The organism is Pedobacter cryoconitis (assembly GCF_001590605.1).
Taxonomy (GTDB): Bacteria; Bacteroidota; Bacteroidia; order Sphingobacteriales; family Sphingobacteriaceae; genus Pedobacter; species Pedobacter cryoconitis_A.
Window position 1 is genome coordinate 1,183,984 of sequence record NZ_CP014504.1, and the last position, 15,006, is coordinate 1,198,989.

At 34.1% G+C, this 15,006-nt stretch carries 5 protein-coding genes; all 5 read left to right on the top strand.

Features of this window, described 5'->3' with window-relative positions:
• The 5 genes from AY601_RS05075 to AY601_RS05095 all read left to right on the top strand — a co-directional run bounded on the left by AY601_RS05075 (position 1) and on the right by AY601_RS05095 (position 14,921).
• Entirely contained in the window at positions 1-4,356 is a 4,356-nt protein-coding gene (locus AY601_RS05075) for a type I polyketide synthase (protein ID WP_068397392.1), read from the top strand.
• Positions 4,357-4,359: 3 nt separating this feature from the next.
• Positions 4,360-8,340, top strand: a complete 3,981-nt coding sequence (locus tag AY601_RS05080; RefSeq protein ID WP_068397395.1) for a condensation domain-containing protein — start codon at positions 4,360-4,362, stop codon at positions 8,338-8,340.
• A 209-nt stretch (positions 8,341-8,549) separates the two neighbouring features.
• The gene (locus tag AY601_RS05085) at positions 8,550-9,179 is read left to right on the top strand and encodes a dienelactone hydrolase family protein (protein WP_198163617.1); all 630 of its coding nucleotides are present in this window, start codon (positions 8,550-8,552) and stop codon (positions 9,177-9,179) included.
• 88 nt (positions 9,180-9,267) lie between these two features.
• The gene (locus AY601_RS05090; RefSeq protein ID WP_068397401.1) at positions 9,268-10,467 is read left to right on the top strand and encodes a homoserine dehydrogenase; all 1,200 of its coding nucleotides are present in this window, start codon (positions 9,268-9,270) and stop codon (positions 10,465-10,467) included.
• Positions 10,468-10,481: 14 nt separating this feature from the next.
• The gene (locus tag AY601_RS05095) at positions 10,482-14,921 is read left to right on the top strand and encodes a non-ribosomal peptide synthetase (RefSeq protein WP_068397411.1); all 4,440 of its coding nucleotides are present in this window, start codon (positions 10,482-10,484) and stop codon (positions 14,919-14,921) included.
• Positions 14,922-15,006: the final 85 nt, after the last annotated feature.

Consider the following 15,006-nt stretch of genomic DNA (forward strand, 5'->3'; position numbering starts at 1 on the left):
ATGAGCGAATACACAGGTTTAGAAATTGCAGTTATAGGGATATCTTGCAAGGTACCCACTGCAGATAATCATCATATATTTTGGGATCAGCTTAAAAAAGGATTTGAACCTATTGATGAACTAACTATTGATGAAATAGTTGCTTCAGGTGTGCCAAGAGAATTAGCGGAGAATAAAGAATATGTATCCAAAAGCAGGCGGTTGAAAAATAAAAAAAATTTCGATTATTCTTTCTTTGGCTATAATAGGAACGAAGCCCAGTTACTTTCTCCACAAACCAGAATGCTTCATCAATCTATATGGGAAGCAGTGGAGGATTCTGGAATTGATATTAAAAATATAGACAATAGCAGTTTGTTCGTCAGTATTATAGAAGACTTTACATGGCAAATGCATGTCAGGTCATTAAGAGATAAATTGCCGATAGATTTCTATTCTTTCAATTTTTTATCTGCCCATCATTTTACTCCCGCGCTGTTATCCTATAAATTTGGCTTTACAGGTTTGCCGCTGCCCATTATGAGTGCGTGTTCAAGTTCACTGGTTGCTATCCATGAAGGATGTAAAAGTCTTTTATTGGGAGAATCAAAGTATTCTATAGTAGCTGGTGTCAATTTTTTTAATAGTAAAGAGAAGGGCTACCTCTATAAGGAGGGGGTAGAATCAAAAGACGGGCACTGCAGGGCTTTTGATGCAGATTCATCAGGAACATCCTGGGGTGAAGGTATTGGAGTTGTAATTCTGAAAAAATTAAAAGATGCGATAAGAGATAAAGATCATATTTATTCAATAATTAAAGGTAGTGCATGCAATAACGATTCTAACAGGAGAATAGGATATGCAGCTCCAAGTGTAATCGGTCAGAAAGAATGTATTGAAAAAGCACTAAAATTCAGCAGGGTTTTACCTGAAACTATAGCTTATGTAGAAACTCATGGTACAGGAACATCTTTGGGAGATCCTATTGAAGTTGAGTCGCTTACCCAAGCATACAACTTAGGAAAGGAAAATAGGATTCCAATAGGCTCTCTTAAAAGTAATATAGGCCATACCAGTTATGCAGCCGGAATATTAAGCTTTATAAAAGCTACGCTTTGCCTGGAAAACAGGCAAATTCCGCCAAGTATTAACTTTAAAGCTCCCAATCCAAACATCAACTTTGAACAAAGCCCTTTTTATGTAAACAATGAGGTTCTGGACATAGAGAAAAAGAATTCGCCTTTGAGAGTAGCCGTAACTTCATTAGGGATAGGCGGCACTAATGCGCACATTATTCTGGAGCAAGCCCCAATTGTCGAACCTAATAAGCTAGAAAACAGTTTCACTGATATTCTTACAATTTCTGCAAAATCTGAAAAAGCACTAAGAAAAATAGCCTTAAATGTTTCAGATTTTATAGAAAATGAACGCGTAAATATTCATGACCTGGCTTATACTTATCGGAAATCACGATCCGGTTTAGCGCTTAGAAAAAGTTTTATATTCAAATCCCGTGAAGATTTAATTTCGATGCTACGGAATTTCTATAAGGAAAATTCGAACTTACAAACAGTATCCCTAAATAATAAGCCCGTAGTTTTCGCCTTCTCCGGGCATGGCTCAGATTACAGCCAGATGGGTGTTCAGATGTACCATAATTCTGAGGTTTTTAAAAATTTTATGGATCTGTGCTTTTCTCTACTAGAAAAGATTTCTGATATAGATTATAGAAAGGCATTTTTCAACGGAGAAGAAATTGACCAGAAAAGATTAGATTATACAAATCCTCTGATTTTTTCTTTTCAATACGCATACGCACAATTATTAATAGAGATGGGACTGAAACCATCTTATTTGATTGGACACAGTTTCGGAGAATATGTTTGTGCATGCTTAAGTGGGGTTATTTCTCCTGAAGAAGCGCTAGGTATTGTATATAGGAGGGCAAAATTGCTAGCGCGTTTGCCTGAAGGTAAAATGATCAGTGTTCGTATTCCCCTGGCAAAACTTGAAGGTATACTAAAAGAAAGCGAAAATGTATTTATATCAGCATACAATTCACCTGATAGCTATACTGTTTCTGGCTTGCTGGATAATATGTTACTAGTACAGGGAAAATTAAAAGAACAGGATATATACTTTACCGAATTAGCATCTGATGGCCCTTACCATACTCCTTTTACGGAGATGATAAAAGATGAGTTTAAGTCCTTTTTAGATAAGTATACATTTAAAAAGCCTCAAATTCCATTTACTTCTTGTGCAAGTGGGGGGATGGTTAACGAAAACTTTGTGATAGGATCAGAATATTGGCTTAATCACATGGTCATGCCTGTTTTATTTGATAAGTGTGTCGATACAATTTTTTCAGGAAAAGATAACCTTACAATTATAAACATTGGTCCCGGAAATACGATCTCCAAAATACTAAAGAATACAGATATCAGTATCCAAACGTATGATACCTATAATAAGGATACAACTGAATATGACCAGATGTTTAACTTCATTACGTTATTATGGGAGAAAGGATATCAGATAAGCTGGGAAAAAACATTTCAGGACCGTAATATCATATCGGCGCCGGTATACCCATTTGAAAAGGTTGAGTTTATCGATGAAATTATAATGAATCCAGTGCTGCAAAAGGAAGAATTCCAGGCACCTGAAAAAGAATATTATACCTATCGGGAAAAATGGGAAGTTCATACAACAGATGCCTCTGAAAGCAAAACCAATCAGGATGAAGAACAGATCATTGTGATCTCTGATGATCATCATGTTTATGAAAAGCTTTCTTTCTTTGGCAATAATGCCATATATATCTGTAATCAAGACAAAGATAATTGTTCAATTGAAATATCTGAAAATATCTTATCTGTTGACTTTTCAGATGAGAAACAAACTTCCGGGCTTTTCTCCGATTTAAAGAAAAATGGTATTGTACCAAGAACCATATATTATGTCTGGTTTGGAGATAAGAAAACTGAAGAAGGACTTTCCTATGGTTACCGTTCTATTTTTCATTTCGTAAGGGGATTTGATAGTGTATTTTTCGATAGGGAACTCAATATTACTTTGATAGGAGATTCTTTATACAAGGTAAAACCAGATGAAAAAACGAGTGCAATAAAGGCTACCGCATATAACGCCCTGAAAATGATCAATGTGGAATTTGAGAATATTACAGCCAACAGCTTGGACGTATCCGAACTTGGCTATCTCTCACAGGATATATTGTCTCTGATTAAAAAGAACGGAAAAATACATTTTGAATATGCTATCAGAGAAAAAGAGTTGCTCACCAAAAAATTTGAGGAAATTGAGCTGCCGTCAGATCCTTACAAACTTTCACAGTCAAATACCTATCTGATAACAGGTGGTTTAAGGGGACTTGGTTTTACAGTAGCTAAACATATTGCTGAAAATTGGCAGGCTAACTTAATAATTATTGGGAGAGGAGATGAAAATACCGAGAATCGCAAGTTACTCGAAGGCTATGGGTCCAAGGTTATGTATCTGCAGGCTGATCTTTCAGATTTCACCGTGCTTAAAGAGAAAATAGAATTTGCTCAGCAGGAAATAGGAAATATCACTGGAGTTATACATGCCGCTGGAGTAGGAGACTATAATGGAATTATTCTAAGAAGGGGAACGGATGATTCAGCTGTGTTTAATCCTAAAATATATGGTACTGAAAACTTAGTTCATGTATTGAAAGATAACACTCTTCAATTTTTCCTGGGCTATTCGTCACGTGCAGTGTCAAAACCGTTTATAGGCCAGTTGGGGTATATTGCGGCTAATGCTTATTTAGACAATTGCTTATCAAATATCAATGGTATAACGGTTCACTGGCCAATTGTATCAGGAGTAGGAATGATTAATGAAGCATTAAAAAATGTACCTGAATACAGGCATAAATCTATTTTAAGCAGATCAATTACTGTTTCTCAAATGCTCGAAATACTTTTTAAATCTATTTCATCTGGCGAGCATCTCGTCATTGCTTCCAGAAGCAGAATGGACGTAGAAACAGGATATCTCGAAATTACAGAAGAAGAAGATCTGGACCATGTAACGTTCTCTCAGGAAAGAGTGTTTACCAATAAAGAATATTTAGCACCGGAAACAGAAACAGAAATTAAGCTGGTGAATATAATTAAGGAAGTATTGTGTGTGGATGAGGTGGGAATAAAGGATAATATGTTTGAGCTGGGTGGAGATTCTTTGAAAGCAATGGTGATCCTGAATAAAATAAAATCAGAATTCAGTTTAGAATACAGTCTGAAAAAACTCATGGATGCTGTAGACTTTCAGCAAATCTCAGAAGAAATACAAACAATAACCGATAATAAAATAACATTAACATTTTAACTAATGGAACTTAAAGAATTATTGACATATATTGAGGCTAATCATATTGATGTAAGCCTTAGCGAATCCTATAACTTAAATATCGTCTTAAATAAAAAAGACGCTGAAAATAAAACGCTAATTGATGCTATCAGAAACAACAAGGAACACCTGATCAAGCACCTCGAAACGAAAAATAGTGCAAACCTTATTCCTATTTACAGGATGACGCCTTTTCAAGAAGGTTTAGCAGGGTTTGTTAAAAATAATCCGGAAAGTTCCAGATATATCATCCACCTTACTTTTAGATCAGAAAGAGAGATAGATTATAATGCTTTCAAAAAAGCATGTGGATTTCTGGTATCAAGCCATGAGATTTTGAAATCTTCATTTGATTATGATGTTACAGAACAGGTTTTTAAATCGAAAATTATTGATACCGGTGAGTTTTTTTGTGAAAGAATAATTCCCGAAGAGGAGGAGGCTTTCAGACAGGGAAGTTTTGATATTTCCAAAGAATCACTGATAAAATTTGCATTGCTTGATAAGCATATTATCATCATAAAAATACATCATATCATAGCAGATATTGTATCTGTGCAGCTTATGCTAAAACAGTTGTTTGGCTACTACAGCAGTTTTCAAAATAATATTGCCCCTGAGGCTTTTCCATCAGTTCCTTTTTCAGAATATACTAAATGGCTATTGAAACAGAACCATGAAAAAGGGTTGTCCTATTGGAAAAATCTGTTAGAGGATTATGAGGCAACACCAATAGAGCAAATAGTTCCTGCCAAGAAAACACTTCAGGAAAGTTATGCTGAATTAAATGTTACGTACGACTTGAATAATGTCACTCAGAACATATTAAAAAACCATAAGCTTACAAACAACACAGCGATTAACTTCTTCTTTGGATTGGTTTTCGCTAAATATTTCAGAAGCAGAAAGTTTGTATGGGGCAATACAATAACCCATAGATACATGGATCATGATAATTTTAGAGATATTATTGGTCCTATGATTACAACAATACCAGTAGCAAATGATTTTGACCAGCATGAAACGATTATAAAGTCTATTTTTGATTTTCATTATCAGCTTTTAGATTCCCGTGAGCATTCCTATATTTCTACCCCGGAAATCTATGAGGCCATTAATTCTAAAAACCTGTTTAGTGCGAATTTGAGTTTTCAGGATGTTTCGGAAAATAACGATGATACATTTAACGATGTCAGTATTCAAAGGCTGGTTTCTGAAAGTCAGAGTATATCCCATTTTCCGCTTTCTATCCTGGCATCTTTAAAAAATGATAAAATTTCATTTAGCATTAGTTATAGATCAGATATATTTTCTCAGGATATAATCAAAGATATGACCGACATTGTAATAGGCCTTTATAATAATCTTGAAAATCTGACTGATCGAAAGTACTCGGAACTGGATATTTTTGAATATAAAAAAGATGTAGAAAGGTCCATTCTGACAGGAGAAAATTTCGACCAGGAAGATATGTGTATACAAAAGCTATTTTCAGATGCATTAAGAAAGTATAAAGAAAAAATAGCAATAGAAGATGTCGAAAATAATTCCCTCACATTTACCGAGTTGGATGCGAAGAGTAATTATGTTGCCAACCAACTGATACAAAAAAATATTACGGGTGCAGTTGGGGTTCACCTTAAGTATACTAACAATTTAATTGTAAGTATTCTTGGGATCTTAAAAGCCGGATGTACAGTGATTAGTTTAGAGCATGGTTATCCAATAGAGCAGCTTAATCTTATAACTTTAGAAACTGATTTGAAGGCCTGTATCCTAAGCTCCGAAGAAAAAACATTATTTGGGGATCGTTTACCCTATATAAAAGAAAATTGTACCCTAATCCGTATTTCGGAATCTGTCCCTTCAGAAAATAGCCTTATTTCCGAAAGAAAAAACCAGTTAGGAGACACCCTGTCACTTTATTATACATCAGGATCTACCGGGATTCCTAAAATAGTCAGGGTATCGCATGAAAATACAATAAATGGGTTGCTATACCTACTGCAAAATTATCCTTCCAGTGTTCAGGATATCTTTTGTCTTAACATCAGAGTTTCCTTTAGCCCTTCAATAAGAAATATATTAGAAGCAATTATACAAGGTAATAAAATAGTTATCCTTCCAGAATATCTGTATTATAATATAGATAAGTTCGTTGAAACTGTAGCCCAGAAAGAAATATCACGGCTGTCACTTACGCCAAGTTTTATCAAACTTCTTATTGAAAGCGGCAAAGAAAACTTCCTGAATAAACTTAATTTCATAGAAGTACGCGGGGAAGCAATTTCTATGGAAGACATCAGATTATTTAAAAAACTTATGCCTGCAACAACAATTGTTAGTAGATATGGGTCTACAGAGGCGTCTTCTACTGCCTATAATGAAGCTTTGAATGCTAATATTAATAACTCTTCGAGATATTTTGCTCTTGGTAAACCGATACACAATACCCTGTTTAAAATTATTGACGATAATAACAATGTGCTGCCATCAGGAATTATCGGAGAAATATATGTCGAAAGTAAAAGTGTGGCACAAGGCTATATTGGAAGTCCAAATAATAATTTTATTTATGATAAAAACCAGCTTACAGGATTAAAAACCGGAGACTTAGGCTATATAGATCAGGATGGTATTTTACAGTTTATCGGAAGAAAGGATGCGATGTTAAAACTGAGGGGATATCGTATTGAGCCCGAAGAAATAGAACTTGCCATGGAGAAGTTTGAAGGGGTAATGAAGGCGAAAATAGTTCCTGTAGATGTAGAAGACCCTACGATGGCAAGGTTAGTGGCTTTCTGCCATGTAAAAACTGTGGAAGAGTTTAGCGATATCAATCTTAAACACTTTTTAAAGGATATGTTGCCTAACTATATGATCCCTAACAAAATACTCTTTGTTGATAAATTTCCACGAACTAATACGGGTAAAATAGACATACAATCCCTGAAGAGGTTAATAAATGTAACAGATAAAAACAGAACTGAAACAAAAAGCATCACTGAACAGAGGATAAAAGAAATTTTCACAGACATTATGCCAAATTCTGTGATTTATATTGATGAAGAATTTTTTGAAATGGGGGTAAATTCCATTTTAACTATGAAGGCTGCCTATAAATTAAGCGTTGAGTTTAATGTAAGCTTAAAAGGGGCAGAGCTTTTTCAGCATGATACTATTGAGAAACTGGCGGTGTACATAGAAAATATGATCCAAAATAAAAACTTCAAAAGAGAAGAGATATATCATATTCTGAATCGCAATGATGATAATAAGGATATTTTCTTCCTTATACCACCACTTACCGGAACATCATTATTTAATACATTGAAACCTTTTGTTCCAGAAGAAATTGATTTTTATGTTTTCGAAACTATTGCTGTCGAAGAGTACAGTGTACTGGCAAAAGATTTGGAAACATTGGCAGGATTTTATAAGAATTCTGTTCTTCAGCTTTGTAAAGGCAAAAGAATACATATGGGCGGTTGGTCTTTTGGAGGAAGTACAGCTTTCGAAATAGCATTACAACTACAGGCTCTTGGCGTGGAAGTGAGCTCTTTGGTATTATTGGACCCAAATATGTACAGGCCTGAATTTGATAATGATGATAAACAGAGAGAAGATTATGAAAAAATAATCCGGGCTTTACTTGTTCAGGAAAATATTGACCCCGATGAGATCGGTATGGATAGGTTTATAGAGCAGGCTTACCATTCTAATTATGTAATTAAAAACTACAGGCCAACTTCTATATATAAAGGAGATATTGCCCTTATTAAGCCCGAATTAACTTCAGAATTTGAGAGAAACCATGACACTCCGTTCAACGGTTTCCGTGAATATTGTGATGGCGAAATTAAAATTAGCTTCACCCCTGGAAATCATATGACCATGGCTACCGGTCCTGCAAAAGTTGTTGCGAATCTTATATTCTCGAATTTAAATCTGGAAGCTAAATAATTATGATAAAAAAAGGCTTGTTTTTTCTTATAGGGATATTACTACTTAACGGGTGTAAAATACAACATTCCACTTATACGCTAACTGAAAATAGGTATTCCCTGAACGAGATAAAGGAGAAACGAGGGGAGGTAATGAAGTTGAACGATTCGTTATATAAGTATGGAAAATTTAATTATAAAGATTCCATACTTAATTATAGAATTTTGATGCCCGTTTCAGTAAAGGAGGGGAAAAGATATCCGCTTGTTATTATATTTCCCCATTCAGGTGGGATAGGAAAAGATAATATGAACCAGATGACAACGCTTCCTAAATATTGGTTACAGGAAAATGTCCGTAAAAAATATCCTGCTTATGTAGTAGCCATACAATATCCGGTACGTTCATCAAACTATCTTTTTGACCAATTTAAACGCATGTATTCAGTACCGGACGACTATTGTATTGAGGCCACTTCCGAACTTATAAAAAGTTTAACACAGCAATTGAAAGTAGATGATCAACGTGTTTTCGGAATAGGTTTTTCAATGGGGGCCTCTACTTTGTATAATTTGCTAAACAAACACCCGGATTTATTAACCGCTTCCGTAAGTATTTCCGGAATTCCTGATCAAGACTTCAGCGAAAAAGTGGCAAAGTCGCCAATATGGATAATACATGGGAATGAGGATAGTGAGAATCCTATAACTCCGGACAGGATGCTGGTAGAATATCTCAAAAAAATAAATAATAAAAACTTTACCTATTGGGAGATTTCAAGTTTAGAGCATACGGTATATCCAGATCTGTATGATACTGATATGATCCCAGAATGGTTGTTTAATTTGAAAAAATAAACGTTTTACCAGTAAATTATAATCAAAATCAGGATAGATATCGGTTAATAAAAATTAGATAGCTGATTAAAAGGAACAGTAGAAATAAATGAAAAGAACTAAAATCGGAATATTTGGGCTAGGGGTAGTAGGTAAAGGAGTATATGATCTTTTAAAAGGGATGCCTGAATTTGAAGTAGGTGCAATCGTTGTAAAAGATAAATTCAAACCGAGGAATATAGACGAAAAAATCATTACTTATGACAAACATGACATCCTGGATGATTTGGATACGGATATTGTAATTGAACTTATAGATGATGCAGAAGAGGCATACGATATTGTGACCACTTCTTTAAAAAAAGGAAAGGCTGTTATATCCGCAAATAAAAAAATGATATCGGCTCATCTTAGAGAACTTATAACTCTTCAAAAGGATACACAAACACAATTTTTATACGAAGGCGCTGTTTGTGGGAGTATTCCTATTATAAAAAACCTGGAAGATTATTATGCAAATGATAATGTATTATCTTTAACAGGTATCGTTAATGGATCTACAAATTATCTTCTTACAAAAGCTTTTGAAGAGAAGGTACCTTTTAGTGAAATAGTACATCGGGCGAAAGAATTGGGCTATCTTGAAAGTGACCCTTCGCTGGATATTAATGGTTACGATGCCAGATCAAAACTAAAGATTCTGATTGCACACGCTTTTGGAAAAATAGTAGAACTGGATAGTATTCTGATGATTGGTATTCAGAATATTTCTGATGCAGATATTGATTTTGCAAAAGATCAGAATTTGAAAATAAAATTGATCGCAAAATCTTACTCACATGAGGGAAACCATATTAACTTGGTTGTACCTATGTTTATTTCAGATCAGAGCGATTTTAATCCTATCAATGATGTGTTTAATGGAGTGGTTCTGAACTCACAACTTTCTGATAAGCATATTTATATAGGCAGGGGAGCGGGAAGTTTACCTACAGCTGTTTCCATTATACAGGATCTGTTTTTAATTAAACAGCAGTATTCCTACGCCTATAAGAAACTGGAAAAAACAACAGATTTTTCAATAAACTATCCTTCCTATAAAATATACATCAGTTACTCTACTACAAACCATTTATTAAGTGAGGTTGAACAACATTTTAGTAATGTGATCAGGAAAGGGGTATTGAATAATAATAGTTATATCATAGGCGAAATGAAGCATGAAGAATTATGCCATGTACAGCATAAATATGAGGGAGCGGGGATTTCTGCAATATTGTTTGATACTATCCAGCCAAATAACCAATAAATCGACATCTAAAAATGAAACTGACTCTTCCTCAACAAGATATTTATTTCGAACAGCTTTTGTTTCCAAATGAACCTATTTACAATATAGGAGCAAGAATTTCTATCAAAGGATATTTAGACAAAGAAAAATTTGAACAGGCGTATATCGCTTTAATACAACAGCATGATGCCTACAGGTGCCATTTAAAAGAAGTGCATGATAACGTGGAAATGCTGATTACAGATAAAATCCGGCAACTCGAATTTATTGACTTTTCGTTTAAAGAAAATAAAGAAACTGCAGTATTGGATTTGATGCAACAAGAGTTTAAAAATCCTTTTAGTATAGAGAAGGATATATTTTTATATCGTTTTGTTCTAATAAAAGTAGACGATGATTTCCATTATCTGTTTTCTGTTTACCACCATATAATTACCGATGGATGGGGAACATCTTTGATGTTTACACGTTTGGTGAAAAACTATAACGATATTATGGAACACGGAGCCATAATTACTTTATATCCATATTCTTACGAGAATTTTATTATTGAAGATCAGGAGTATTTCAACTCTATGAAATTTATTAATGATAAGGAATATTGGGCTGGGAAATTTAAAATTATTCCTGAAAATTTATTTCAAAAAATAGATCCTTCACTAACAATCAATACCAGTTACAGAAAAGAATTTATAATAAAAAGAGCTGTTTATGATGGATTGGTAAGATTGGCTTTAGAAACAAAGTCGAGTACCTTTCATATTATCCTTGCAATTTTATATACTTATTTGGCTAAAAAATCTCAAAATAACCATGTTTCAATAGGATTGCCTGTTTTAAACCGTTCGGGAGCTAAATTTAAGAAGACTGTGGGTTTATTCATGAGTGTAAATCCTTTACTACTTTCAATTGATGAAGAAGAAACGTTTATTGATTTAGTAGAAAAAATCAAAGCACAGCTAAAACACGACTACCGTCAACAGCGTTTTCCCTTGGGGCAATTGGTAAAAGAATTGGGGGTATTTAATCAAAAGGAAAGGATATTCAATGTTACATTGTCTTACGAAAAGCAGGATTATTCAGCTCATTTTATAAATACAATTACTAAAGTGGTGCCGCTTAGCCATGAATCAGAAAGAGTAGCTTTAGCATTATATATAAGGGAATTTGACGAAAGGGAGGATGTGAAAATTGATTTTGACTATAATCTGAATTACTTTACACAAGAAAGTATTCATAAGCTTACAGAACATTTCCAGCTACTTATGGAGTCAGTTTTGAGTGATTCCGGTCAAAAAATAAAAAACCTGAATTTCCTCACCGAACACGAATGTAGAAAGCTTTTAATAAAATTCAATAACAGTGAAAAAGCTTATCCTAACAATAAAACGATTATTCAGTTATTTGAAGAACAGGCTGCGAAAGCGCCTGATAGCATAGCGGTATGGGATAAGATAACAACCTTAACGTATAAAGAACTAAAAGAGAAGTCGGATAATATAGCAAAGTACCTGCTTTCAGGTTTTGGAGCGCATAATATGCCTGTTGGCGTATGGACTGAAAGGTCTGCAGAACTTATTATTATTCTTTTAGGAATACTTAAAGCTGGGAAATGCTATATTCCTATCGATCCAATGCTTCCGAAAGAGCGGGTCGAATACATTATTGGACATAGTCAGGCCTCACTCATCATAACCGAAGATACACTTTTAAAAGAATTTGAATCAACAGGAACATCAGGCGATAAAAATCAAATACATTTTATTACCAAAGAGGAACTGCTGCGGTTTGAATATACATCGGCGACCGAATTAAATTATAATGCTAACCCTGGCGATACAGCCTATGTTATTTATACATCTGGTTCTACAGGAAATCCAAAAGGAGTAGAAGTAGGGCACCTTGCGCTAACCAACTTCTTAACAAGTATTCAAAACATACCACAAGTTCAGGCAAATGATGTGCTGTACTCGGTTACCACATATTCCTTTGATATCTCCATTTTAGAATTTTTTACGCCACTAATATCTGGAGCAAGCGTATTTATTGCTGGTAAAGCAACATTAAATAATATAGAACAATTAAAAAAAGAGTTAGCGCAAATAGCACCGAGTATTATTCAAGCAACTCCAAGCTTTTACCAAATGTTATTTAATGCAGGCTGGAAAGGAAATGAAAATCTTAAAATACTTTGTGGAGGAGATAGTCTGAATGAATCTTTAGCAGAAAAACTCATAACACACAGTAAAGAAGTGTGGAATATGTACGGACCAACAGAAACTACAATATGGTCAAGTGCAAAGAAGATAGATAAGCCTTCTGATGCCTCTAATATAGGAAAACCAATTAATAATACCCAAATCTATATTGTTGATAAATTCCTTAATCTTTTACCTGAAAACACTGCAGGGAGAATTTTCATCGCTGGAGATGGAGTGGCGAAAGGATATTACAAAAATGAAAAACTTACCCAGGAGAAATTCATTGATAACCCTTTTTATATAACTGAAAAAAATAATCCTAAAATGTATGATACAGGCGACTTAGGAAAGTGGAATGGGGAAGGAGAAATAACATTTTTAGGACGGAATGATTTTCAGGTTAAAGTAAGAGGATTCAGGATAGAATTGGGTGAGATCGAAACCCATATTTTGAGGTTCAGCCCGTTAATCAAACAGGTTGTAGCGGATGCAAAAGAAGTAAATGGAGAAAAGGTATTGGTTGCTTATTACAAAGTAGATAGCGCTTTAGATAGAAGCTTAGAGATAAATAAGATCGAATGCAGAGTATATCTTCAGGGCAGGTTACCAGAATATATGATACCTGGTTTCTATATAGAGTTAGATGATATCCCGTTAACTCCTAATGGCAAAGTTGACCGTAAAGCATTACCAGATTTTACGGAAGGAGATTTAATCAGAAGAAAATTTGTTGCCCCAAAGAATGAAATAGAGAAAAAGCTGGCGGAAATATGGCAGGAGGTACTCGGAATAGATGAAATAGGTATTACCGATAATTTCTTTGAACTCGGTGGGCATAGCTTGATGGCAGGGAAAATAATAAATTGTATTTCCAGAGAATTAAATCATGAGGTTTCATTAAAATCTATCTTTCAGAATCAAACTATCGAAAGTTTAGCAAAAGTATTAGGGAACGATAGTAAGGGAAAAATGTTCATTCCTAAAGCAGAGATAAAAAACTTATATGCATTAACAAATGATCAAATGAATATTTGGTTGGCCTCTCAGAAACTGGATTTTTCCAATTCCTATAATATGTATTCCGTTTTTGAAATAGAAGGAGATATAGACGCGCTTTTATTGGAAAAGTCAATCAACTCCATTATCCAGGAAAATGAAATATTAAGAACAAATTTTGTAGAAAAAAACGGCGAAATATACCAAATAATCAGAGCGGATAGAGAATTCAGTTTAGCTATTCTTGACCTCAACGGAAAGGATTTTTTGTCCTCAATTAAAGGCTATGTTTCGCAAAATTTCAATTTAGAAACGGATTTGCTTTTCAAATCAATTATTGTTCATTATAATGCTAAACAATATCTGATTTTCTTAACCCATCATATTATAGTTGATGGCATTTCTTTAGAAATCATATTGACCAAACTAATTAGGATTTATAATGGGATACCTGTAAAATCAACGAGTGACATTCAATTTAAAGATTATTCTGAATGGCTGAGGGGACAAAATAATTTTCAGGCCGAATCAAATATCCCGAAAGTTTACTTAGGAAATAACACCTATACGAAAGTTCTGATTAATAGTCAGATACCAGGAATAGTAAAAAGTAAGGTATTTCATTTATCGATACGTCAGTACAATGAATTAAGAAAAATTTCAAGTACCAACAATACAACATTGTTTTCTTCTATTCTTACCATATTAAGCGTTGTTCTAAATAAGATATATCAACAAAATCCAATTTGCCTGGGGACTGTTTTTAGCGGCAGGAATAATGTCCAGCTCGAAGAAGCTGTAGGGATGTTCATAAAAACCCTTCCTTTCCGGCTTTCTGTAAAGAATGAACTTACTTTTAAAACATTGACAGAAAATACCCAAAATAATTTACTGGTTTTGGAGGAGAAAATTACACAGCCGCTAACGAGTAATCTTGATACATTGACCGAATTTTTAGTGGTCTATCAACATTCGGATGTACTGCTAAAAGAAAGCATCGACTTTGGAACATTTACATTAAAAAAGCAAACCATACAGGCTACATTACCAAGATTTCCACTTGTATTCAACTTCTTTGAATCTGGCGGATTAAGGTGTGAAATGGAATACGTTGAAAGTATTGATGATACTATCGTAGAGATGATCTGGGATAAAATAACGCTTATGACCGATTGGTTAACTAAGTATCCGGATGAGATTATTGAAAAGGTAAACTTATCAACTCATAGAGAAATACAAATAAACAGTTCAGTAGATATTGATTTTGATTTTTAGATCAGGGAAATATTATTTTATAAACAGATTATGATAAAAATCAAGAAAACGAATTTTTTCTTTCTTATAATATATTCACTGGCAA

What these genes read in the sequence shown, in the direction of transcription:
- AY601_RS05090 (WP_068397401.1), top strand. Translation starts at nt 9,268, where the DNA reads ATGAAAAGAACTAAAATCGGAATATTTGGGCTAGGGGTAGTAGGTAAA.
- AY601_RS05075 (WP_068397392.1), top strand. Translation starts at nt 1, where the DNA reads ATGAGCGAATACACAGGTTTAGAAATTGCAGTTATAGGGATATCTTGC.
- AY601_RS05085 (WP_198163617.1), top strand. Translation starts at nt 8,550, where the DNA reads ATGCCCGTTTCAGTAAAGGAGGGGAAAAGATATCCGCTTGTTATTATA.
- AY601_RS05080 (WP_068397395.1), top strand. Translation starts at nt 4,360, where the DNA reads ATGGAACTTAAAGAATTATTGACATATATTGAGGCTAATCATATTGAT.
- AY601_RS05095 (WP_068397411.1), top strand. Translation starts at nt 10,482, where the DNA reads ATGAAACTGACTCTTCCTCAACAAGATATTTATTTCGAACAGCTTTTG.